The organism is Nonlabens sp. (assembly GCF_039941875.1).
In the GTDB taxonomy this organism is placed as follows: domain Bacteria; phylum Bacteroidota; class Bacteroidia; order Flavobacteriales; family Flavobacteriaceae; genus Nonlabens.
In genome coordinates, this window is the sequence record NZ_JBDVDQ010000016.1 from 193,497 (window position 1) to 218,433 (window position 24,937).

The window sequence follows — 24,937 nt, forward strand, 5'->3', positions numbered from 1 at the left end:
AAATCATTTTTTTTTTCATTTTAATTAATACGCCTTTGCAAAAAGCACTCTTTTATTAGACTTCTCCCCAGTAAACACGCACTCTCCAGGCTCTTCTACAGCATCTAAAGGTATACATCTAATAGTTGCCTTAGTAAGATCTTTTATTTTATCCTCTGTCTCCATAGTTCCATCCCAGTGTGCAGAAATAAATCCACCTTTAGTTTCTAGAACCTCTTTAAACTCATCAAAACTATTTACCTCAGTAATATGAGAGTCTCTATAATTCATTGCCTTATCATGAAGTGCTTGCTGTATTTCGGCTAATAAGTCTTTAACTTTAGTAGCGATTCCATCTATAGAAGTAGTTTCCTTAGATAATGTATCTCTACGAGCTAACTCTACTGTACCGTTTTCTAAATCTCTAGAACCTATAGCTATTCTTAGAGGAACACCTTGTAACTCATGTTGTGCAAATTTTGCTCCAGGCCTTAAAGTATCTCTAGAATCAAATTTAACCGTTACGCCTAAAGATCTTAACTCTTTAACAATACCGTTTACTACCTCTGAAATAGCTTCTAATTGTTCTTCATTTTTAAAAATAGGAACAATCACCACCTGATTAGGTGCTAAGTTAGGAGGCAAAACTAATCCTTGATCATCACTATGTGTCATAATAAGAGCACCCATTAATCTAGTGGATACACCCCATGATGTTGCCCAAACGTGTTCTTGCTTTCCTTCCTTAGAAGTAAACTTAACATCAAACGCTTTAGCAAAATTCTGACCTAAGAAATGACTTGTACCAGCCTGTAGAGCTTTACCATCTTGCATTAAAGCTTCTATACAATAAGTTTCATCTGCTCCAGCAAAACGTTCACTTTCTGTTTTCAATCCTTTAATAACTGGAATAGCCATAAAGTTTTCTGCAAAGTCAGCATAGATGTTATTCATTTGTTCTGCCTCAGCAATAGCTTCTTTTTTTGTTGCATGAGCTGTATGACCTTCTTGCCATAAAAACTCAGCAGTACGGAGAAACAATCTAGTCCTCATCTCCCATCTCATGACATTTGCCCACTGATTAATTAGCAACGGCAAATCTCTATACGATTGAATCCACCCTTTATATGTGTTCCAGATGATAGCCTCACTAGTAGGTCTTACTACAAGTTCTTCTTCTAGCTTTGCATTAGGATCTACTCTTAATTTCCCTGGATTATCAGGATCGTTCTCTAGTCGATAATGTGTTACAACAGCACATTCCTTAGCAAATCCTTCAGCATTTTTCTCCTCGGCTTCAAAAAGACTTTTCGGAACTAATAATGGGAAATAAGCATTTTGATGGCCTGTTTCTTTAAACATACGATCTAATTCTGCTTGCATTTTCTCCCAAATAGCATAACCATACGGCTTAATTACCATACAACCTCTTACGGCGCTATTTTCTGCTAGATCTGCTTGAACAACAAGTTCATTATACCATTTGGAGTAGTCTTCGCTACGAGTCGTAAGGTTTTTGCCCATAATATTTGTTTTGGCACAAAACTTGTGCTATTATTAGAAGTTTGTTAATTGCTTTTTATGCTTGACAAAACTACTTATTTTTATCAAATGCTATCAAATAAATACGTCATGAAAAAACTTAACTTAAGAAATACTGCTTTTTACAACATAGCAGCACTGATTTTACTAGCTGCAGTAGTCACATCTTGCGGTTCTTACCAAAGTGTTTCATACAATGATGGAATTTATGGTGATAATAATTACAATACTACTACAGAAAATCCTGAACCAGTAGGATATGAGGATAATTCATCTGCCTATTATGAATCTTTATTTCAAGAAGGTGCTGATAGTCATGGAAATAATTTTTCTGAAGAAGCAGTTTTTACAAATGTAGAAGATTACTCATCAAGCAGTTATGACGAATCTAATCCAGACTATACTGCTAGTTATGGCGGTGGTGAGCCTGGATGGGGTACTAACCCTTCAGAGGTTACTGTTAATTATTATAACAATGGCTGGAATAATGGATTCGGTTATGGAAATGGTTTTTACGGGAACGGTTTTGGATACAACAACTGGGGTTGGAATGGTGGTTTTTACGGTTTCAATAGTTTTGGTTGGAACAACTTTGGTTATGGAGGCTTTTACGGTAATAGATTTGGTTATGGATGGAATAACTATGGGTATAATGGGTTTTACGGCAATTACTATGGAGGTTATTACGGAAGCTACTTTGGTAACGGATATAATAGATACTACAGAAACTACAGACGCAATAATGTAAGTGGATATGCTTATCAAAATTCTAGTAGAGGATCAAGAGGACAATTATTAAATTCAAGAGGCCGTTCTACTTATAATGGAAGAAGCGCCACTTACGGAAGAAGCAATAACACAAGTGGTCGCTCTACTGCCACCACTAGAAGCAGTAACAACTCTAGAAGCGCTACTACTAGGAGAAACCGTTCTACTAGAGCTAGTAATACCAGATCTACAACTACAAGAAGAAGTACTACAACACGTAGATCATCTTCTACAGTAAGAAGAACTACCCCTACGAGAAGCTCTACTGGCACAGTAAGATCTTCTGGATCTTCGAGAAGTAACAGAGGAACAATGAGATCTTCAGGATCTTCTAGCCGTTCATCTAGTGGAGCAAGATCATCTAGCTCTAGCTCAAGATCTTCAAGCGGTTCTAGATCAAGTGGTAGATCTTCTGGTAGAAGAGGTTAATATTCAAACATTTAAAACATGAAAAATATTTTAATTTTAAGCGCGCTATTTGCTAGCGCGTTTTTTAGTAATGCCCAGACCGTAAGCGATGGATTGCTTTATACAGGTCAGGATTTAAAAGGAACAGCTCGTTACAGAGGCCTGAGTGGTGCTTTTGGTGCTTTAGGTGGCGACCTTAGTGCCATAGGATCTAATCCTGCAAGTTCCGTAGTATTTGCAAATAATTACGCAGGTGTTTCTTTAAATTTTACTGGTAGTGATAACACTTCAAATTATTTTGGAACAACAGCATTTTCTGATGAATCTGACATAGACATAAATCAGGCTGGTGGTGTATTAGTTTTTCAAACGCCTGAGAATAGAACGGTGACTAAATTTGCGATGAGTCTTAACTACGATACGACTAGAAATTTCGATAATTCATTAAGTGTTGTCGGAAGAAGCCCTATTTCGGTTTCAAGATATTTCTTAAATAATGCTTCTGGTATAGAAGTAGACAATTTTACTGTTAGAACTGCTGAAGGTGAAACAACAAGTGATCTGTATCGATTTTTAGGACAAGATTTAGGATTCGGCGCACAACAAGGATTCTTGGGCTATGAGTCTTTTTTAATTAACTCTACCACGGACAGTCCTAACGGAAACACAGATCTAACCAATACAGTTTACACAAGTGCAACTGGAACAGGTAGTTTTGATCAAGATTACCTAGTAGAGACAACTGGTTACAACAGTAAATTAAGTTTTAACGGAGCTCTAGAATTGAATAAAAAATGGAATCTAGGTATCAACCTCAACTCTCACATTATAAGTTCAGAAAGGTTTACAAGTATAGAAGAAAGAAATTCTAATGCAGACGCTACCGTGACTGATGTAAGATTTGACAACCGTCTCTCTACCGAAGGAAACGGATTTTCTTTTCAACTAGGATTGATAGGTAAAGTAACTAACAATATAAGAATAGGTGCTACTTATGAATCACCTACGTGGTATACTATAGAAGAAACACAGATTCAAGAAATCACCACCATAAGTAGTGATGGCACAAGAGCAACAGTATCACCTAATGTACTAAACGTATTTGCTCCGTATGAATTAAGATCACCAGGAAGTGTTACCGGTAGTATTGCATATATATTTGGTAAAAAAGGATTATTAAGTCTCGATTACACTTCTAGAGATTACAGTCAGCTTAAATTTAGCCCTGATGACAGCGATCTATTCGTAAATAACAATGCCTTTATTGATAACAATCTTTCTAGAGCATCTAGTGTAAGAATAGGTGGCGAATACCGTATAGCTAACTGGACGCTAAGAGGTGGATATCGCATAGAAGAGTCTCCTTATGATAATAAAGCCATTATGGACAATCTTACAGGTTATAGTTTAGGCCTTGGGTACTCATGGGGTAAAACTATTTTAGACATTTCTTACGACCATTCTGAAAGAGATTACAGCCAGCAATTATTTGATAGCGGTCTAGACACTACAGCTGGTGTTCTTAACGAGCTTGATAATATTGTAGTGACCTTAGGGTTTAATTTATAAAATACATCTCGCTTTTCATAGAGCAGATTCATACATATAGCACCTACTATAAAGTAGGTGCTTTTTTTATGCATTTATGACAAGTAGTACCGTATTTACAAAAGTTAAGATTATCCTGATATATAGCAACTTATCACAATATCTTATTCAGTCCACAGTGGAAGCAAAACACGCATTAGATTATTACAATACAAAGACAAGCATGTCCTTGAAGATTATTGAAACTCATACATAAGTAAGATTATAACAGTAAAGATGGATATAGTCCCGCTTTCGCGAAAGCGGAACAATGATCTAACTTAAAACACATGACTTACTTTTAGAATACCATAAATGCTTTAAATAAAAAAAGCACATCGATTAAGATGTGCTTTTCTATTTATGAATTAAGATCTATTACCTTTTCATTGCAAAGTGACCAGAAGCCTCTCTTTGTTGTCCATCAAATGCATACTCGATTTTAAACCAATAATCGGTGCTAGGTAAAGGCTGTCCATTATAATTTCCATCCCATCCTGGACCAGCTACATCTAGTTGCTTTATAAGTTTTCCATACCTATCAAAGATATAAAGAACCGTCCCTGGTAGGCGATCTCCACCTACTATGTTCCAGGTGTCATGTATTCCGTCTGCATTAGGTGTAAAATAATCTGGATAACCGAAGACAAAAATATCCACCACTATCTCACCACAACCACTTCTCTCTGCTATGGTTACCGTATGCGGCCCTGGCTCTACATTATTAAATGTACCATTGTTTACATAAGGGCCATCATCTAATCTAAACCAGTATTGATCTGGACCTTCGGCAGTTACTACTACTTGGTGATCTTTATCAAAAGGACCTGTCGTAATATCGATGTCAAATACATCTGGAACGCTAGAAATACGCACATTAGTCGTCTCATTATTAGAACAACCAGTAACAACATTAGTTGCTATTACTTCATAATCACCACCATCAGACACATCTATAGATGATGTATTCGCAACTATTACTGTACCATCTAGTGACCACTCAAACGAGTAGTCTGCATTATTTAAACCTGTGTCTAAGGTTACTGGCCCATTTACAAGGTTACCAACTTCATCAAGACAAAGTACATACTGATCTAATAAAGATGGAGCAGGAAGCTCATTAAAAATAAGATCTAGAGTTGTGAAACTGAAACAGTCGGTATTATCGTCATCTACTCTAACTATTAAAGTAGTATTTGAAGAGTAATCAAAGTTTCCAGTAACTCCATTTACTTGGCTATCTGCATCTGCTTGATTTAAGTAATAAACCACCGTAGAACCTACTTGTCCTGTTGTTACCTCAGCACTTGCTAGACTAACATCTACCGTAGCAGTTCCATTACCGTCATCACAAGATTCTAATGCGGTAGGCACAATAGCTATAGGAGCGTCTACTGCCTCTATAGTAAAATCGCCCATAGCAAAACAGCCTGTCGCCGTAAATTCTATTCTATAATAGATGGTTTGTGGGCTACTTGTATTATCATAGCTAGTGTCATTTAAAGCATTCAGTCCAGAAAAAGCATCTGCTTGAGCATCGTGAAATGTAACTAGCGTACCTACTTGCCCATTTGTTATTTGAGTAGTTGTCTCACTTAGGTTAAATGTTGCAGCTCCATCACCGTCTTCATCACATTCTTCTATTAAGAAAGTAGGAATAGTGACTGGCACTTCACCTACTATTAAATCGAATGTAGTTGTATCAGAACAGCCAGTTACATTATTCTCTACAGTTACCGTTATCGTTTCAGGACTAGAAACATTTACATAAGGAGAAGTAATTGCACCAGATACATTACTATAAGTAATCGTATAGTCTGCAGGATTTAACCCATTTAAAATAGTTGCGTCATTTTGCGTTAAATCAAAAGACTCTACTCCATCACCACTAGGGTCGTCACATAAAGTAAGGTCTGTAGCACTGGTTATAGCTGGTGATTCATTGATTATTAAATCAAATGAAGTAGAAGCAATACATAATACATTTGCAAGATTCTCTACACGCACATATATCGTTTGTGGATTTGAGATATTTGTATAAGAAGTGGTAGATAATGGATTTGCTCCACTATCAGCTTCTGCTTGTGATTCATGATATGAAACTATAAACATTAAAGGATCTTGCGCTTGCAACACTTGTGATGTATAAGAATCAAATTGAAAACCTCCTAAGCCATCGTTACTTGGATCATCACACACCTCAACATCTGGTAAAGGGTTTGCGATAGGTAATGCATTTACCACTAATTGGAATGAACCTGTGCTATCATCACATAATGAATTCACACTATTAATCATTCTAACGTATATAGTTTGAGGGTTAGCTATATTTTGATAATTTGTTTCATTTACAATAGCATTAGTTCCTGACTGAGCATCTGCTAGTGTTTCAAAAAACTCAACATCAAACAAAGCAGGGTCTTGTCCATTTAGAATACCTACCTCCTGACTGTTAAGGTCAAATATCTCTACACCATCATTGGTAACATCATCACAAACTACCATGTCATCTACCACATTGTAAACTGGCTGAGCAACAAGAGCTATTTCAAAACTCATGTCTGCATTAAAACAATTTGATGTAAGATCACTTTCTATCCTCACAAAAATAATCTGTGGAGAAGATGTATTCCCATAAGCTGTAGGATTCGTAATAGGATTTGCTCCTGTTAAAGCATCTGCTTGAGAAGTATGATAAGTTATTACATAATTTAAAGGAGCAGCCGGAGTTCCCTGAGCCTGACCTGCTATAATAACAGGTTCATTAACCGTTAAATCAAAAAGTTCTACACCATCATTAGCAAAATCACATAATTCTAGATCTTGTAAAACAACAGTTTGTGGTGCTGGAGCAACAATTATATCAAATATTCCTGTAGCATTACAAGTAGCATCTGTACTGTTTTCTATTCTCACATATATAGTTTCTACAGGAGAAATTACATTTGTGTAAGCATCAGGATTAACGATAGCATTTACATTATTATCAGCATCTGTTTGTGATGTATGAAAAGTAACAATATTATCTGCAGGATCTTGTCCGTTTAAAATCCCAGCAGACTGAGAAGTAAGATCAAAAACTTCAAAACCATCATTTGTAGAGTCATCACAAAGAACCAGATCATCCACAGGTGTAAAAACAACATTTCCTATTCTTATCTCAAAAGAATCTAGGTTATTACAGCCACTCGCTCCTTCTGTAATTCTAGTATAAATAGTTTGAGGATTCGATATATTGGTATAAGCAGTAGGGTTAGTAATAGGGTTGGTATTATTTTCTGCATCGGTAGGAGTTTCAAAATAGCTAACTACATGGTTCGAACCACTGAGACCATTTAAAATAGGAGCATCATTAACCGTTAAATCTACCACCGCGGTAGAACCAGTAGGATCGCAAATAACAATGTCGTTAGGCGCACCTGACGGTATAGGAGCAACAACATCTATACATACTTGCTCTGTATAAGAACAACCGTGATTATCTGTAAACACATAATCATAACAGTTTAAACCCTGCATTGAAGGTGTTACCGTAACAATACTGCCTGTATTCATTGCAATATCTGGATTTGCTTGCCATGCTGCGGTACTCTCTAAAGGTGTAAAAGAAAGCTCTGAAGGAATAATCGCTGGGTCGAAATTAAGACCCCAATAGAAAATATTACCATTGTCAGATGTTAAATTATCTGTAATAGTAATACACCACGACCCATTTAATGGAGAGCCTATAAAAGTACTATATGGATCTACAGGTAAATAATCGCCAGCCGGTATAGTCGTATTACTACCAGCAGCTTGCAGCCACGTTTGTGTTGCACTTTCTGTGAAAACATAATCAAAACCTGTCCCTGCAGTAAGATCTGAATCATTATCAATAGGTATACCCAAGAAAGTACTACCACCACCACTTGCATGAAGATCTACCGATGTACCATTAGGAGCACTAACGGTTACTTGGAGGTCGCCTAGGTAAGAATGTTCCATATTAAGGAATATATCTACGATGTCGCTAGCACTAGTGACTAATGCTCCAGGAGCAAATAAATCTACTTCTATGCAAGTTACATAACTCACACCGCTACCATCAGGTAAAAATGTCAAACCTGTTACTGGTGGAGAAACTGGTATAGCAAACTCCTGCGCAGTAACAACACCTCTAAGAGTGGTCGATTCTCCAAAACACAGTACGGTATCGTCTGCCATGGTACCTGTAAAATCAGGATCTGTAGAGACCTGAACTATTAAATCTATTTCATCTCTATCTGTACAACCATCTCTGTCAGTAACAACAAATTTTGTTTGATAAATACCAGATGCTGTATATGTTTCTGTTTGAACTTGCCCCATATTTAACCCATTACCATTTGCTAGGTCCCATTCATATGTTGCACCAGTACCATCGATACTAAAAGTAGCAGACCCATCAAAGGTAACCGTATCACCTTGACATATTCTTAGTATTCCATCTGCATCAATCGCTGGTGTAGTAGTTATAGAGGTAGTAATCGTCTGACATGGATCAAAACAAGTTCTAACAGCTCGCCATCCAGAACTCACTCCAGAACCATTAGAAACAAATCTTACCGTAAGACATCCCGTAGGGTTAGCTGCACTAGCCTCAAACAAACCTGCTGCTGCAGTAGTGTTAGTAATAGTACCTATAACGGCTGACGCTGTAGAGTCTCCATCGTATATAGTTACCACATCACCTGCTAATAAACCGACTTGTACAAAATCTAATTGCATTCTATCTGTATCTATAGCAGGACAGAAAACAGAAATATTATCTTCATTATTAAGGTAATTCTGATTACCCTGACTATCATTAAAAACAGTTAAACCACAGCCTACAAAACGAAATCCATTACCGCCATTAGTACCTTGAGGCATATTTATATTAGTCTGTGCTACAGAAAAATAAGAGCTAATTAGGATTAAAAAAAATAAGATTCTTTTCATCATTTACAGTTTTGAATATGAGTGGGCTTTTTTCTAAACAACAAATATGAGAAATATTGTTAACTATTACTTAACGTAACATAGTTAATCTTAGTCTAAATCTAACAAAACAATGTACTTATGCCTTTCAATGTGTAAATTTGCATTAAAAATAAATTGCCGCTATTAATTGCAGTACCTATATGAAAATTGACGACCTATTAGATAATATTGAAGATCACGATCACCTTTCTTCAAACGAGCAAACCCCTTTACGTCCAGATGCATTTGAATTAAGCGATGCAGATAAAATAGAATCTATAAAAAAAGATGTCTATAATATCCTAGAAACTCTAGGTATGGATATGACAGACGACAGCATTAAAGGAACACCTAATCGTGTTGCAAAAATGTTTGTGAATGAAATTTTTGGTGGTTTACGTCCAGATAAAAAACCTAACGCTAGTACTTTTGATAATAAGTATAAGTATAATGAGATGCTAGTAGAAAAAGACATAGTCGTTTACTCTACATGTGAGCACCATTTATTACCTATAGTAGGTCGTGCTCACGTCGCCTATATTTCTAACGGTAGCGTAGTAGGGCTCTCTAAAATGAATCGTATAGTAGATTATTATGCAAAACGTCCACAAGTTCAAGAACGTCTTAACATACAAATTGTACGTGAATTACAAAAAGTAATGAATACAGAAGACGTAGCGTGTATTATAGATGCAAAACACCTTTGTGTTAACAGTCGTGGAATAAGAGATATCGAGAGCAGTACCGTTACAGGAGAATTCGGTGGTAAATTTAAAGATCCAGAAGTAAAAAGGGAATTTCTAGATTACATTAAAATGGAGACCAAATTTTAAATTACCCATTTACTTAGAATAAATTTAAAATCTAATCTAGCAATTAAGCCTGATTAGATTTTTACTGTTATTTTTGAGATTAAATTAGTATTGAGATTCCGCTTTCGCGAAAGCGAGATCAACACCATCAACATCACATAAAAACAAGTCATGGCGCTTTATCAAGACAATGAATTAAGGATTTACAATTCCATCAAAGGCGAGAAAGAGGTTTTCAAATCGATTACCGAAGGTCGCATAGGAATGTACGTTTGTGGACCTACCGTTTACAGTAATGTACATTTAGGAAATTGCCGTACGTTTATCAGTTTTGACATGGTGTTTAGATATCTTAAACACTTAGGATATAAAACACGTTATGTACGTAACATTACAGATGCCGGCCATTTAACTGACGATGCTGATGAAGGTGAAGATAAAATATCTAAAAAAGCAAGGCTAGAAAAAATAGAACCTATGGAAGTAGTACAGCAATACACGCTGGACTTTCATAATGTAATGAAACAATTTAATGCCTATCCACCTAGTATAGAACCTACGGCAACAGGTCACATAGTGGAGCAAATAGAGATTATTAAAACTATCATGGAAAATGGATATGCCTATGAAAAAAATGGCTCTATCTATTTTAATGTAGTTAAATTTAATGAAGACCATGAATATGGTAAATTAAGTGGTCGTAATCTAGACGACATGATGGCTAACTCTCGCGAGCTAGCTGCTCAAAGTGATAAAGAAAATCCAGCAGACTTTGCTCTGTGGAAAAAAGCAAGCCCAGCGCACATTATGAGATGGCCTAGTCCATGGGGTGATGGTTTTCCTGGCTGGCACTTAGAGTGCACGGTCATGAGTTCTAAATATTTAGGAAACAAATTTGACATACACGGTGGTGGAATGGATCTTAAATTCCCACATCATGAGTGCGAGATAGCACAAGGTGAGGCTGCACATGGCTGTAGCCCAGTAAATTACTGGATGCATGCAAATATGCTCACTCTTAACGGTCAGAAAATGTCTAAATCTACCGGAAACAGCATTTTACCAGTAGAACTTTTTACTGGAGAAAATGATTTCATGCAAAAAGCATTTGCACCTAGTGTAGTGCGTTTTTTCATGATGCAAGCTCATTATAGATCTATTCTTGATTTTAGTAACGATGCCATTCTTGCTGCCGAAAAAGGTTTCAATAGACTTACAGAAGCAATGAAGGTAATGGATAAATTATCTGTTTCTAAAACCTCTTCAATAGATCTTTCTTCATGGAAAGCAAAATGTTATGCTGCCATGAATGATGATTTCAATACTCCTATTCTTATTGCAGAACTTTTTGATGCAGTAAAAATGATTCATTCTATCAATGATGGAAATGCAACAATCACAGCAAGTGATCTGGCTGACCTTCAAGAAACAATAAATGCATTTTTCTTTGATGTCTTAGGTTTACAAGATAACAAAGAAGAAGGAAGCGCATCCCTCAATAAAGGAATGGATGGTGCGATGAAATTAATCATCGATCTGCGAGCTACTGCGAGAGCAAATAAAGACTGGAGCACTAGCGATAAAATAAGAGACGAACTAGCTGCAGCTGGAATCGCTTTAAAAGATGGTGCTGACGGGACTAGTTATAGTGTTGATTAAGGATTAACGATTGGAGATTTTTGAATTCCTCGAAATTTTCCCCAAACCATAAATGATAATATTTTTAGCAGGTAATTTCTGGAATTAAGGAATCTACTTAACTTATGAAAAAAATACTAGCATATCCGTTTTTGTTGATTATCCGATTTTATCAGTCGATGATATCGCCTTTTACACCTGCTAGTTGTCGCTACTCTCCTACTTGCTCTCAATATTCTAAAGAAGCACTGATCAAACACGGTGCTTTTAAAGGCGGCTGGCTAGCGATTAAAAGAATATCTAGCTGCCATCCCTGGGGTGGAAAAGGATATGATCCGGTACCTTAAAATTCTCCTATTTTCATTCTTCCCTTTTAAAGTTTAAATTTCAACTTAGATTTAAATTTAAAGAGCTTTCATACCTTAGCATTAAAAATCAAAAGCCTTGACTTCTACTCAAATACTTATTACCATAGCTTGTTACTTTGCAGTTCTTGTTGCTATTTCGTTTATAGTAGGTCGTAAAAGTGATAATGCCACTTTCTTTAGAGGTAATCGATCGTCGCCTTGGTTTATTGTCGCTTTTGGGATGATAGGTGCGTCGCTTAGTGGTGTGACCTTTATCTCAGTTCCTGGTGCGGTAGAAGAAGGTGCCATGAATTATTTTCAAGTAGTATTGGGTTACATCGTCGGCTATCTAGTCATAGGTACTGTGCTATTACCACTGTATTATAAAATGAATCTTACTTCTATATACAGTTACCTCAACGATAGATATGGAAGTGCTGCTCAATTTACTGGTTCTAGCTTCTTCATACTTTCTCGTGTGGTAGGTGCTAGTTTTAGATTATACCTCGTTGCTGGAGTATTACAAGAATTTGTTTTTGATGACATGGGAGTAGAATTTTGGCAAACGGTAACTTTTACCGTAATTCTTATATGGTTGTATACATTTAAATCTGGAATCAAAACCATTGTCTGGACGGACACATTACAAACTCTATTTATGTTGCTAGCCGTAGGGGTTGCCATTTATTACATATCTGACAGTTTAAACTTAAATGGTATAGGAGAAATAACAAGCTTTATTTCTGATAGTGATTTATCTCAAATTTTCTTCTTTGATGACTGGAAAAGCGGTTCTTATTTCTTTAAACAATTCTTTGCCGGTGCTTTTATAGCAATAGTAATGACTGGACTCGATCAGGATATGATGCAAAAAAACTTAACCTGTCGCAGTCTCAAAGATGCTCAAAAGAACATGTTCTGGTTTACGCTTGTATTAACCTTTGTAAACCTAGTATTCTTAGGCTTAGGCGTTCTACTTACTGCTTTTGCAAAAGCAGAACAACTAACAGCTACTAAGGATAAATTATTTGCAGCTATAGCACTAGACAATAATCTAGGAATAGGCATAGGACTGGTTTTTATTCTAGGACTGGTTGCCGCAGCATATTCTAGTGCAGACAGTGCACTTACTTCACTCACCACATCTTTCTCTGTGGATATCTTACGATTAGAAAAAAACTATGATAAGAAAAAACAAAACTGGATACGTAAAATAGTACACGTAGCATTCTCCGTATTGTTAATCTTAGTAATCGTAAGTTTTGAGTATCTAATAAAAGACGCTAGTGTAATTAATAAACTATTTGTTTTTGCTGGATATACCTACGGACCTTTATTGGGATTATTCAGTTTTGGTATTCTAACCAGACTTAGAGTAAATCACAAAATAACTCCTATTATAGCTGTGCTATCTCCATTTATAGCATTTGGCACAAGCAGCGCAGCGAGTTATTGGTTTGGTTTTGAATTTGGTTTCTTCATACTATTACTTAATGGATTCATCACCTTTTTAGGTTTATTGATCGCATCAATATTTAGTAATCAAAAAGTTAGTATTGATGTGTCCCTAGCATAACTAGTGTACATGCCACTTCATGTTCAATATTATTATCTGTCAGCATTTGATAAAATTCAGGATTTTCTGTGCCTGGATTAAAAATTACACGCTCTGGTTTTAGACTAATGATATAATCATAGTATTGAGGTTGCCTTTGCGCATTTAAATATAACGTTACTGTATTGATACCTTGAAAAGGAATAAGCTCCTTATGAATCTTTACATCATCTACCAGTCCTTCACGCAATCCTATAGCAACAGTTTCTATATTAAACTTGCGCAATCTATAAATAGCTATGTTAGAATAACGCTCTTCTTTAAGCGACGCACCTAGTACTAGAGTTTTTTTAGACATTTTTATGATTTAATATGTAACAATATACAAAATAGATCGTCTTTTATAAAGAAGGACGTGATAAACCCTTTTGATTTATTTGGTTAATTGAATTTTATTGAGAAAGAAGAATTCAAAGGTTAATGTCTTTTACGTTTAAGACTTAAATTTAAAAGACACACATAATCGTATAATTCATAATTAATGGTTAGTGTTATTATACGATTTAGAAATCCCGAGCTTGCAGGCTCGGGATTTTGTATTTATATCATTTTCTATCCATAGGTGCGGACTTAAGTCCGCACCTATGAATGAAACATGGTTTAAAGCTCGAGATTTCCAATAATAGAACCTTCCCCATGATGATCCTTTTGATTTTTGACATAATCTGCGACCTGAGATACCTGACTTGAGCTAACGGAAAACGCACCATAGCCGCGCTGCCATTCAAAGCCGTTTAAAAATGAGTAATTCTCATTAAGGAATCTAGAGCTTTTACCTTTAATGAATCTCATCAAATCAGATAATGAAACTTTTGAGTCCATTTTTAATAATATATGGACATGGTCTGGCATACCATTAATCATTAAAAGGAGTACAATCATTATCTTCTATAACAGACCAGATAAATGGGTATAACTTTTTCTCTATTGTATCAGAAATTAACACACCTCGATTCTTTGTACAAAATACAATGTGAATATAAACTTGAAGATTATTTTTGGACATCTTTAAAAATAATCAATTTGCTCAATATTCATAAGTGCGGACTTAAGTCCGCACCTATGAATGTTGTTACCATTTAATTATAGCACTACCCCAAGTAAACCCACTACCGAAAGCAGCAAGAACCACCGTATCACCTTCTTTTACTTTACCTTCTTCCCATGCTTCACAAAGAGCAATAGGAATAGATGCAGCTGTAGTGTTACCGTATTTCTGGATATTGTTATAAACCTTATCGTCTGTTAGTTGAAATTTCTTCTGTATGAATTGAGATATACGCAAGTTAGCCTGGTGTGGCACCAGCATATCTATATCACCTACTTCTAGATTATTCTTTTGAAGACCTTCCATAATCACCTCACTAAAACGTCTTACTGCATTTTTAAATACAAACTGACCATTCATGTAAGGATAATAAGGAATATCTTCTTGCGGATTCTCCTCTATTAATTGAGGTACCCAATGCATGGTAGATGGTCCTTTTAGAGATAATTCTAGCGCATGTTTTCCCTCACTATGCAAGTGGGTAGAAAGGATACCCTGACCTTCATTTTCTGATCTAGTAAGAACTGCTGCTCCTGCTCCATCTCCAAATATTACCGTCACACCGCGACCACGTGTAGAAAAATCTAAACCACCACTGTGGTTCTCAGATCCTATTACGAGTACATTTTTATACATTCCTGTTTTAATAAACTGGTCTGCAACAGACAGTCCATAAATAAAACCACTACACTGGTTTCTTACATCCAGAGCTGGACAGGTATGAATACCCATCATTTCTTGTACTTGCACACCACAACCAGGGAAGTAATAATCTGGAGATAGAGTTGCAAACACGATCATGTCGATGTCGTCCTTAGATATTTTTGCTCTTTCTAGAGCTATTTCTGCAGCTTTAACACCCATGGTAGCTGTAGAATTTCCATCGCCTTTCTTAATGTGACGACGTTCTTGGATTCCTGTACGCTCCTGTATCCAGGCATCGTTAGTATCCATTACTTTAGAAAGATCATCGTTAGTAACCACATTTTCAGGGACAAATTTCCCCATTCCGGCTATGCGAGAAGTATACATAAATTTGTTTTAAATCTTTCGCAAGATACGTGACAGTCTCATTATCTTGCTAGTTTGAACCTATTTTTTATATGCATAACAAGTTATTTTCAGATACTTTTCCCGAGATTCCAGATGCATCGGTGCGTTATGATGGTTCTTTTTACGCTTTCGCGAAAGCGGAACTATTAAAAAACACTTTATTAACTGAAACACCGTGGCGACAAAATAAAATACAGCTATTCGGTAAAACACATGACGAGCCAAGACTAACGCAATTATATGGAGATGCTGACATAGCCTATGGATACAGCGGTATAGAATTTAACGCGTTACCATGGACAGAGACCTTAAAACAAATTAAAGCAGATGTAGAAAAAGCTGCCGGCACGACCTTTAATATATGCCTCATAAATCAGTACCGTAACGGCCAGGATTCTAACGGCTGGCATTCAGATAATGAAAAAGAACTGGGCACTAACCCCACTATAGCCTCTATAAGTCTAGGACAAGAAAGATTTTTCCATCTCAAACATAATGAGAATAAAGACTGGCGTTTTAAATTCCCTCTAGAAAACGGCAGCCTTCTTATTATGGAAAAACAAACACAGCATACTTATAAACACCAGATTGCCAAAACGAAAAGAAAGGTGGATCTACGCATCAATCTTACATTTAGAAAAGTGGTGAAATAATTTAAGAGTCTTCATGAAATATTGTGGGAATAATGGCAAATTTTATGATTTGTTAATTGAATTATAAAACAACATTTAATTGATGAAAATCTGTAATTTTTAGAAAAAACAACGACTTTAAATTTATGGCAAGAATTCGAGCAAAAGACATTTTAGAAAATTTAAACGACCGTCAGATAGACCGCATTATAGAAATGGGCTGGGAAGATCGCACCCCATTTGATGCTATCGAGGCGCAATTCGGCGTGACAGAAAAAGAAGTGATCATGATCATGCGCAGTGAGATGAAGGAAAGCAGCTTTAGAATGTGGCGCCAGCGAGTTCAAGGTCGTGCGACTAAGCACCGCGCTCAGCGAGATCCAGAAATGAATCGTTTTAAATGTAGTATGCAACGTAGTACTGGTAATAAAATTGCAAAACGATAAACATATTTTTTTAATAGAATATATGCAATGGCATACCTATTGCCTAGATTTGGACGTTATTAATAGAGAACAGCCAAATCATGAAAAAGTCATTATTCCTTTTACTTCTTTTACCTCTTGTGACTACCGCGCAAGATGCTTTTTCTAAAAAAAATGCACAAAGACCTACCGAAGATCTTACTGAAGTAAACATTAATAAAAATATTCAAGGGACATTACTCACACCAGATACTTATGAAAAAGTACCTCTGGTCATTATTATAGGTGATCAAGGTGCTGTAGATCGCAATGGTAATGAACGTAGAACAAAGAGTAACGCTTATTTACAACTTGCAGACTCTCTACTCGCTCAAGGAATTGCTACTTATAGATATGATAAGCGCATTTTAACTCAAATAAAAAATCGCAAACCTAGTGACAAGACGCTATTTAGTGATTTTATAATCGATGCAAAAGAGTCTGTTTATTTCTTTAAAAATGATAGTAGATTCTCAAAAATATACCTAGCCGGTCATGGTCAGGGATCTCTAGTGGCTATGCTAGCGGTTAATAAAGATGTAGCTGGTTTTATATCTATTAACGGAGCAGGGCAGTCTATTGATGATGTAATCGTACAACAAATAGCACAACAACAGCCAGGGCTAGATAAGGTAGCTGCAGAGACCTTTGATAGAGTCAAGAAATCTGAGAAACCAGTGGTAGATATAGAACGCGATCTGTATGTGATTATAGGTCCACAAGTACAGCCTTTTATGAAATCGTGGATGCAATACAATCCTGCTACTGAGTTAAAAAACATCTCTGCTCCTGTTCTTATTGTTAACGGAACTAAGAATAGACAGGTAGACGCTACCGAAGCGCAACTTTTAAAAGACGCCGCTCCTACTGCTACATTTGAGATTATAGAAAATATGAATCATGTTCTTAAAACTGTAGGAAATGATGAGATAGAAGCTTCTAAAAGCTACATAAACCCTAACTTCCCTATAAATAAAAGACTGTTAGAACTAATCACTGAATTTGTAAAATAGTTTTATAATTAAACTATTTTACATATCGCTTTCGCGAAAGCGAAACTATCCTAAACAACTTCGTATAAAGTCGTATTTTGCAGCTATTCAAAATACGACTTTATGATTTTAGGAGATAGAATTTTCACAGAAGTAGAAACCGCAGAACCATTTATAACCAACGATGCTATTGTTTTTGGTTTACTCATGATTTCTCTTGCATTTGTATTTGCCACCTCTTCTAAAAAAGAAGGCTCATGGGCAAAATTCTACAAATACGTACCGGCTCTTTTAATGTGTTATTTCATACCTAGTATTTTAAGTTCTACCGGACTTATTGCCGCAGAGTGGCAAACTGAAGCTGACGATGGCAAAATAATCGAACATGGAACTAGTGTTTACTTTGTTGCATCAAGATACCTACTTCCCGCAGCTCTTGTTCTCATGACGCTTTCTATAGACCTTAAAGCTGTATTTAATCTAGGTTCTAAAGCACTGATTATGTTTCTTACAGGAACAGTAGGAATTATCATAGGTGGACCTATTGCCATCTTAATAGTAGGAAGTATATCGCCAGAGACAGTAGGAGGCGAAGGTATCCAGGCGGTATGGAGAGGACTTTCTACTCTTGCAGGCAGCTGGATAGGTGGCGGTGCAAATCAAACAGCTATGTTAGAAGTGTATAACTATGATCAAACCTTATATGGTAATATGGTACTAGTAGATATTATAGTAGCCAATATCTGGATGGGACTTTTATTGCTAGGCATAGGAAAAGCCGCAAAATTTGACAAATGGTTTGGTGCAGATTCTAGTTCTATTGAAAAATTAAAAGAAAGGGTAACGACTTATCAAAAAAGCATTAAAAGAGAAGCAACCTTAACTGACATGATGGTTATGCTAGGAATAGGTTTTGGATCAATGGGAATAGCACACTTTATCGCAGATTTCTTATCCGATTTTCTTCCTAAAAATTTTAGTTGGATTGCAGACCCAAAATCTTATTTTAGTTTTTTAGGTGGGCAATTCTTTTGGCTTATCGCTATTGTAACTATAATAGGTATTATCCTTTCTTATACACCGCTTAAAAAATACGAAGGTGCTGGGGCTAGTAGAATAGGAACAATTTTCATTTATGTTTTAGTTGCAACTATAGGTATGAAAATGAATCTTGCAGGAATTGTTCATAATCCAGGACTCATCCTTGTGGGAATTATATGGATGGCTATTCATGCAGGACTTCTTATTTTAATGGCAAAATTAATAAAAGCACCTTATTTTTTCCTTGCCGTGGGCAGCCAAGCAAATGTAGGAGGAGCAGCGAGTGCTCCCGTGGTAGCGGCAGAATTTCACCCATCTCTGTCTACAGTTGGTGTTTTATTAGCTGTTTTCGGTTATGTAGTAGGAACCGTAGGAGCTTTAGCTTGTACCACATTAATGCGTATGATTGCTGAATCTAGCATGTAATAACATTATAATAATTAAAACTTATAGTGCATATTTGCAGGCATTAAAAATTTACCATGAAAAAAGTATTCTTCCTTCTTATCGCTATAACTTCTATAGCATCTTGTAGTGATTCTAACTCTAGCAACTTTTCTATTTCTGGAACTATAGATGGGATTAAAGTGGGAAAAATATACTTACAACGCCTACAAGACTCAACTCTAGTAGATGTAGACTCGGTGGTTTTTGATGGAGAATCTGACTATAGTCTAAAAGCATCTTTGAGTGAACCAGAGATTATGTATTTGCATCTAGATGTAAAAGATGGGACAGAGTTTAATGACCGTCTTATGTTCTTTGCAGAGGACACAACGATGACCATGAATTCTACTTGGGATAATTTTGTAAACGATGCTGTATTTACTGGTTCTAAAAACCAAGATCTTTATGCTACTTATTCAAAAAACAACAAGAGATTAAATGAAGTTTATACTGATCTAGTAAAAAGAAGCTTATCACTTACTGACCAGACTAGAACCGTAGAAGTTACAGATTCTATCAATACTGCTTATGAGAAGTACTTAAGAAAAAAGATTTTGTACACTATTAACTATTCACAATTACATAATGATAAAGAGGTTGCCCCATATTTACTGGTAAGTGAGGCTAGTGAAGCAAATCCTATTTTACTAGATAGCGTATATAGAAGTATGCCAAAAAAAATTCAGACAACTGTTTATGGAAAACAACTGTCTGAATTAATAAATAACGCTAAGGATAATTTATAGAGCGTTAACTCTATCGATAAGTCCTTTTCCTTGAGTTTCTAAGTCAGCACGTACTGCAGTAAGATGAGCCTTGCGGTTCTCTACTTTGCGGTCGTTTACTCTAGCGATTAAACCGTCGAATACTTCGATAGAATCATCTACGATTTTTTCAGATTCTGCAGTTTTTTCTGGGCTTAATGCCTGTGTAATAAGTGCTGCTTCTATGATATCTCCTAATACGTAATTGATGTCTTGCTTAAGATTTTTTATACTTGCCATAATAATTTAATTTGTTGCAAAAATAGTGAATAAAAGAGTTACACAATAGCATAGAAACGTAATAGTAACTATCTACCTTTTCACTATTAATTTCCTGATAATTAGTCCGCTTTCGCGAAAGCGGAACATTTAAAATTTAATATAATTTACAATCCTTTATAGACTACAAAGTTGCGCTCTGTCTCATAAAGCTTTATTTCTAGATCAAATTTAGGATCTAATTTTGCTTTAATTTTATTGTAAACTACAAAGGCTATATTTTCTGCAGTTGGGTTTAAGTTAGCAAACTCTGGCACTTGCTCATTAAGATTTTTATGATCTAAGGCGTCTTCTACCTCTTCTTTAATGATGTCTTTAAGAACTTTAAGATCTATTAAATATCCAGTCTCTGGATCTACCTCTCCTGTCACTCCTACCTCTATATTATAATTGTGACCATGGTAGTGTTTATTACTACATAGTCCAAAAACTTGAGCATTTTTTTCTTCACTCCAGTCTTTGCGGTATAAACGATGTGCTGCGTTAAAATGAGCTTTGCGGTAGGCAGTTAATATCATGAAATATGGGAATAATATTTTTCGAAAATAATTTTAAACCACTCGGTATAAATCTCTGGTTGCTGTGCTATATCTTCTTTAATGGCTTGTGCTGTCATCCATTTATAAGCAGCCGCTTCTTCTGGATTAATTTGAGGAGCGTCGTTATAATGACCTATCATCACATGGTCTAATTCATGCTCTGTTAATCCATTATCAAATGGAGCAATGTAAATGAAATGAAATAGCTCTTCAAGATCTGTTACAAAACCCATTTCTTCCATGAGTCTTCTTTTACCTGCATCTATATTAGATTCTCCCTCACGTTGATGACTACAACATGTGTTAGTCCATAAACCAGGTGAGTGATATTTATCTAGTGCTCGCTGTTGCAGCATGATTTCATTCTTATCATTTACTACAAAGACAGAAAAAGCTCTATGCAATAGTGCTTTTTCATGAGCTTCGATTTTTTCCATTAGACCGATTTGCTCATCGTTCTCGTTTACTAAGATTACTTGTTCTATGATTTCTAATAATTTATTTAACAAAAATACAAAAGGAAACTCTTTTGATTCCTTAAACATTTACTAAGTAGTCGAGGGTAGTTATTCATTACAAAATGAATGATTGATCTCTTGCTTTTTTGTCATTTAAAGGATGCACTAAAATAAATGACTCATTAGTTTTTTAAGGTAGACCCTCTTAATTCTATGGTAAAATCTACCGTTGCGGTAGATGTCGGTATGACCTTTTCTTTACTTTCTAAACGGGCTACTAACATACGCACAGATTGTTGTCCTATCTCTTCGGCATGCTGTGTAATGGTAGAAAGATGTGGATAAGATAGGTGTGAAATATCATCTGAAGCAAACCCTATAACAGATAGCTCTTCTGGAACTTTTTTACCTATACGTTTTGCAATGTTTACAGACATTACTCCAGAGACATTATCAATACAGAATAAACCATCCATATCTTTATGTTCTCTTATAATGTTTTCTATCTGATCATTAAGAATTGCTTTATCATCCTCTATATCTATAACTATTGGATCTCCTTTATAAGACTCATGTTTTTCCAAAGCTTTTTTGTAACCTAAGATTCTCAGTTTTCCAACACTTAAGTCTCCTAATGTGTTTACTAAAATAATTTTCTTGCGCCCTTCTTTGATCAATATCTCTGTACCTCTAAAAGCTGCATTAAAGTCATCTATAATTACTTTATCACAATCTACATCATTCGCTACACGATCGAACATCACGATAGGCACATCCTGATTAATGGTGTCTTTGAGATGTTTTACCTCACCATTAGTTTGTGTTTCTTGTGCGACAGACATGATAAATCCATCTACACTACCGTTTGCCAATAGGTTAAGGCTATTGTTCTCTTTTTCAAAAGATTCATTTGAAAGACAAGTAATAATATTATAACCTAGAGCATTAGATTCCTGCTCTATACCGTACAGTATTCGTGCAAAAAACACATTCAAGATATCTGGAATAATAACACCTATGGTCTTAGTTTTTCTATTCTTAAGACTAAGTGCTAAAGTATTAGGTCTGTAATTGAGTTCTTTTGCTATTTCTTTTACACGAGCAATTGTGTCTTTACTTATTTCTGGACTATCCTTTAAAGCTTTAGAAACAGTCGAAACTGAAACTCCTAAGGTGGCAGCCAGATCTTTAAGGGTTATCATATTTTACTTATTTAGAAATGAATCAAATATATAGAATTCACAAACATACGTTTCAAATTCTAACTATAGCAATAAAGATGATAATTACTGTTCCATTTTAAAGAAACTTGCTATAAGCTTGTTGATCTCTTATCCATAAATCAACAAGCTTATTTACAAGTTATGTAATATGATTTTCTTAATTTAAAATAGACTTTGTTTTAAATCTAAGTCTAAATAGAATATTATGTTAGATCTTATCTTTTAGTTACTATAAATTCAGATCGTCTATTTAATTGATGTTCTTCTTCAGTACACTCTACACCATTAGAACATTCATTCACTAATTGGAATTCTCCATAACCTCTAGCTGTAAGTCTGTCTGCAGATACTCCTTTCATTATTAAATAAGCTCTAGTAGATTTTGCTCTTCTATCACTCAATTTAATGTTATAACCATCTGGCGCTCTACTATCTGTATGAGAACGTATATCTATACTAACCGTAGGATATGCTTTCATGTAACGTAGCACTTTTTGCAATTCTAACTCAGCGTCTGGACGTATGTTATGCTTGTCAAAATCAAAGTAGATCATGTTAATATCTAGTATATCGTTAAGATCATCTCCCTCTTTTACATCTTTTATCCTATCATCTATAGACTTGCTTATTTGTAGTGGCAAATCAATAGTTGCAACCGTATTAGGCGTTGTAGTGTTAGCCTCGGCAGGAGCATAACCTTCTTTTAAAGCCCTAATAGAATAATCACTAGAGCAGTTTACATTAAATTTATAAGCAGCACCTTTACCGACTACAACAGATTCTATCACTTTATTATCTGAATCAAGTAAATTTACCTGTGTATCTGGCATTAACAATCCTGTTTTCTCATTGGTGACCACACCTTGTATAATATCATTACATAAAAGAGGCTTATTTTGTATGAATCTATAGATATCATCTAACCCTTTACCTTCTGGTCTATTAGAACTGAAATACCCCATTTGAGTGCTATCATTAATGATAAATGAAAAATCATCGTACTGACCATTAACAGGCTTCCCTATGTTAGTAACAGTTACTTCTTGCTCATTGTAAGTTTCATTTAACGGTGTTACAAAAATATCTAGTCCTCCTAGTCCCATATGACCAGTTGAAGAAAAATATAAATCTCCTTTATCAGAAATAAATGGGAACAATTCATTACCAGCTGTGTTAATAGAAGAAACATTTACAGGTTCTGAAAGCTCACCTTCTTCATTTAAATCTACATACCATATATCAGAAAGTACTCGACCTTGTAAACCTACTTTACTACCAGGTCGGTCACTTGCAAAATACAGTCTCGATTCATCAACATTTAAAGCAGGATGCGCTGTGGAAAACTCATCACTATTGATTTTTAATTCAGTGATATTACCCCAACCATCTGAAGTTTTTTGAGCTCTAAATATTTTAAGTTTATTCACATCGTCAGAACTCTTTTTAAAATTCTTATTAAAATAATTATTACTAGAATAGTAAACAGTCTGTCCATCTTTGGTAAAAACAGCATTACTCTCGTGGAACTTAGTGTTTAACTTCTCATCTCCTCCTTCACCAAATTTAGCAACATTACTTAACTCTCCAGTAAGACTATCCATGTCTGCTTCATAAAGATCTAAAAACTGTCTTTCATTCCATTTATGTTTTCTACTCACTAAAGAAGCACTGTCTTTTGCACTTGCAAAAACTACTTTATTAGTCCCACGATAATAGGCAGTCCCAAAATCTTGACTTTTGGTATTGATAGCTTCATTTACGATAGAAAACCTATAAGACTGTAATTCAATTAATTCTAAATAATTAACATCACTAGCATATTCTTTAATATAATTATCATCACCATTTATCTTTCTATACTTAGCAAGTAAATCGTTTGCTTTGGCATAATCACCTACCGCTTTTAATGATTGTATATACCTGAAATAGTATTCTTTAGATATAGTATCTTGATTGTATTCAAAAAGTCTAGAATACCATTTATGGGCATTTTTATAATCGTTATTAAAATAGTAAGTATCTCCTAATTTCTGGAAGAGCTCTACACTTTCATAACCACTATTTACAATCTCAAGGTACATTTTTTGAGCTTCAATAAATGCATAGTTATCATAGTTTTCGTTAGAAGAACTAATTTTATTTTCTTGAGAAAAAGATAAAGTCGAACTGAAAACAATCAGTAGTATGGATAGTTTTTTAAACATAATATATGCTGTGTTTATTTTTCTTAGAAGAAACGAGGTGTAATGATACGGTCGTAGCTGTTAAATAATTCAAATCTCATAAAAAGTTCATAACTACCGTCATTAAAAACGGCGTTT

The 24,937-nt window shown here is 35.4% G+C and carries 21 protein-coding genes; 11 read left to right on the forward strand and 10 right to left on the reverse strand.

All coding sequences use genetic code 11. The annotated features are described in order from the left end of the window. Positions 1-24: 24 nt before the first annotated feature. Entirely contained in the window at positions 25-1,503 is a 1,479-nt protein-coding gene (gene proS / locus ABJF08_RS10850) for a proline--tRNA ligase (protein WP_348116227.1), read from the reverse strand. Positions 1,504-1,611: 108 nt separating this feature from the next. On the opposite strand from proS, the gene ABJF08_RS10855 reads away from it, so the two are divergent. Both ABJF08_RS10855 and ABJF08_RS10860 read left to right on the forward strand, forming a co-directional pair. Continuing rightward, entirely contained in the window at positions 1,612-2,718 is a 1,107-nt protein-coding gene (locus ABJF08_RS10855; protein ID WP_348116229.1) for a hypothetical protein, read from the forward strand. Between the two features lie 18 nt (positions 2,719-2,736). After that, a complete protein-coding gene (locus tag ABJF08_RS10860; protein ID WP_348116230.1) occupies positions 2,737-4,266 on the forward strand; it encodes an outer membrane protein transport protein in 1,530 nt (509 codons plus the stop codon). Positions 4,267-4,662: 396 nt separating this feature from the next. Here ABJF08_RS10860 and ABJF08_RS10865 read toward each other — a convergent pair whose 3' ends face one another. Next, positions 4,663-9,243 carry a T9SS type B sorting domain-containing protein gene (locus ABJF08_RS10865; protein WP_348116232.1) on the reverse strand — a complete coding sequence of 1,527 codons (4,581 nt, stop codon included), beginning with the start codon at positions 9,241-9,243 and terminating at the stop codon, positions 4,663-4,665. Positions 9,244-9,425: 182 nt separating this feature from the next. On the opposite strand from ABJF08_RS10865, the gene folE reads away from it, so the two are divergent. The 4 genes from folE to ABJF08_RS10885 all read left to right on the forward strand — a co-directional run bounded on the left by folE (position 9,426) and on the right by ABJF08_RS10885 (position 13,637). Then, on the forward strand, positions 9,426-10,097 hold the full coding sequence (gene folE / locus ABJF08_RS10870; RefSeq protein WP_348116234.1) for a GTP cyclohydrolase I FolE: 672 nt from the start codon (positions 9,426-9,428) through the stop codon (positions 10,095-10,097). 150 nt (positions 10,098-10,247) lie between these two features. Next, positions 10,248-11,735 (forward strand): cysteine--tRNA ligase, encoded by a 1,488-nt coding sequence (gene cysS, locus ABJF08_RS10875; protein WP_348116235.1) that lies wholly within the window; start codon positions 10,248-10,250, stop codon positions 11,733-11,735. A gap of 104 nt (positions 11,736-11,839) precedes the next feature. Continuing rightward, entirely contained in the window at positions 11,840-12,061 is a 222-nt protein-coding gene (gene yidD / locus ABJF08_RS10880; protein WP_348116236.1) for a membrane protein insertion efficiency factor YidD, read from the forward strand. Between the two features lie 97 nt (positions 12,062-12,158). Next, the gene (locus ABJF08_RS10885) at positions 12,159-13,637 is read left to right on the forward strand and encodes a sodium:solute symporter (protein WP_348116238.1); all 1,479 of its coding nucleotides are present in this window, start codon (positions 12,159-12,161) and stop codon (positions 13,635-13,637) included. Here the strand turns inward: ABJF08_RS10885 and ABJF08_RS10890 are convergent. The 3 genes from ABJF08_RS10890 to ABJF08_RS10900 form a co-directional block, all read right to left on the reverse strand. Next, the gene (locus tag ABJF08_RS10890; protein ID WP_348116240.1) at positions 13,612-13,974 is read right to left on the reverse strand and encodes a CoA-binding protein; all 363 of its coding nucleotides are present in this window, start codon (positions 13,972-13,974) and stop codon (positions 13,612-13,614) included. The genes ABJF08_RS10885 and ABJF08_RS10890 overlap by 26 nt on opposite strands. A 302-nt stretch (positions 13,975-14,276) precedes the next feature. Next, positions 14,277-14,558, reverse strand: a complete 282-nt coding sequence (locus tag ABJF08_RS10895; protein ID WP_348116242.1) for a transposase — start codon at positions 14,556-14,558, stop codon at positions 14,277-14,279. 190 nt (positions 14,559-14,748) lie between these two features. Next, on the reverse strand, positions 14,749-15,756 hold the full coding sequence (locus ABJF08_RS10900) for a beta-ketoacyl-ACP synthase III (protein WP_104516016.1): 1,008 nt from the start codon (positions 15,754-15,756) through the stop codon (positions 14,749-14,751). Positions 15,757-15,827: 71 nt separating this feature from the next. Here ABJF08_RS10900 and ABJF08_RS10905 point away from each other — a divergent pair, with 71 nt between their 5' ends. The 5 genes from ABJF08_RS10905 to ABJF08_RS10925 all read left to right on the forward strand — a co-directional run bounded on the left by ABJF08_RS10905 (position 15,828) and on the right by ABJF08_RS10925 (position 20,099). Beyond that, positions 15,828-16,430 carry an alpha-ketoglutarate-dependent dioxygenase AlkB gene (locus ABJF08_RS10905; RefSeq protein ID WP_348116243.1) on the forward strand — a complete coding sequence of 201 codons (603 nt, stop codon included), beginning with the start codon at positions 15,828-15,830 and terminating at the stop codon, positions 16,428-16,430. Between the two features lie 125 nt (positions 16,431-16,555). After that, positions 16,556-16,855 (forward strand): TIGR03643 family protein, encoded by a 300-nt coding sequence (locus tag ABJF08_RS10910; protein WP_348116245.1) that lies wholly within the window; start codon positions 16,556-16,558, stop codon positions 16,853-16,855. A gap of 80 nt (positions 16,856-16,935) precedes the next feature. Continuing rightward, positions 16,936-17,886 (forward strand): alpha/beta hydrolase, encoded by a 951-nt coding sequence (locus ABJF08_RS10915; RefSeq protein WP_348116247.1) that lies wholly within the window; start codon positions 16,936-16,938, stop codon positions 17,884-17,886. A gap of 102 nt (positions 17,887-17,988) precedes the next feature. Next, positions 17,989-19,332, forward strand: a complete 1,344-nt coding sequence (locus ABJF08_RS10920; protein WP_348116248.1) for a DUF819 family protein — start codon at positions 17,989-17,991, stop codon at positions 19,330-19,332. Between the two features lie 56 nt (positions 19,333-19,388). Further along, positions 19,389-20,099 (forward strand): DUF4369 domain-containing protein, encoded by a 711-nt coding sequence (locus ABJF08_RS10925; protein ID WP_348116250.1) that lies wholly within the window; start codon positions 19,389-19,391, stop codon positions 20,097-20,099. Here the strand turns inward: ABJF08_RS10925 and ABJF08_RS10930 are convergent. The 5 genes from ABJF08_RS10930 to ABJF08_RS10950 all read right to left on the reverse strand — a co-directional run bounded on the left by ABJF08_RS10930 (position 20,094) and on the right by ABJF08_RS10950 (position 24,820). Next, positions 20,094-20,357 (reverse strand): hypothetical protein, encoded by a 264-nt coding sequence (locus ABJF08_RS10930; RefSeq protein WP_348116251.1) that lies wholly within the window; start codon positions 20,355-20,357, stop codon positions 20,094-20,096. The genes ABJF08_RS10925 and ABJF08_RS10930 overlap by 6 nt on opposite strands. Before the next feature lie 146 nt (positions 20,358-20,503). After that, on the reverse strand, positions 20,504-20,914 hold the full coding sequence (locus tag ABJF08_RS10935; protein WP_348116253.1) for a 6-carboxytetrahydropterin synthase: 411 nt from the start codon (positions 20,912-20,914) through the stop codon (positions 20,504-20,506). Continuing rightward, complete coding sequence (gene idi / locus ABJF08_RS10940; RefSeq protein ID WP_348116261.1) at positions 20,911-21,423, reverse strand: isopentenyl-diphosphate Delta-isomerase; 513 nt, start codon at positions 21,421-21,423, stop codon at positions 20,911-20,913. Before idi ends, ABJF08_RS10935 begins: the two co-directional genes overlap by 4 nt. 152 nt (positions 21,424-21,575) lie before the next feature. Continuing rightward, entirely contained in the window at positions 21,576-22,595 is a 1,020-nt protein-coding gene (locus tag ABJF08_RS10945; RefSeq protein ID WP_348116255.1) for a LacI family DNA-binding transcriptional regulator, read from the reverse strand. Between the two features lie 236 nt (positions 22,596-22,831). Continuing rightward, positions 22,832-24,820 carry an OmpA family protein gene (locus ABJF08_RS10950; protein WP_348116256.1) on the reverse strand — a complete coding sequence of 663 codons (1,989 nt, stop codon included), beginning with the start codon at positions 24,818-24,820 and terminating at the stop codon, positions 22,832-22,834. Between the last annotated feature and the right edge of the window lie 117 nt (positions 24,821-24,937).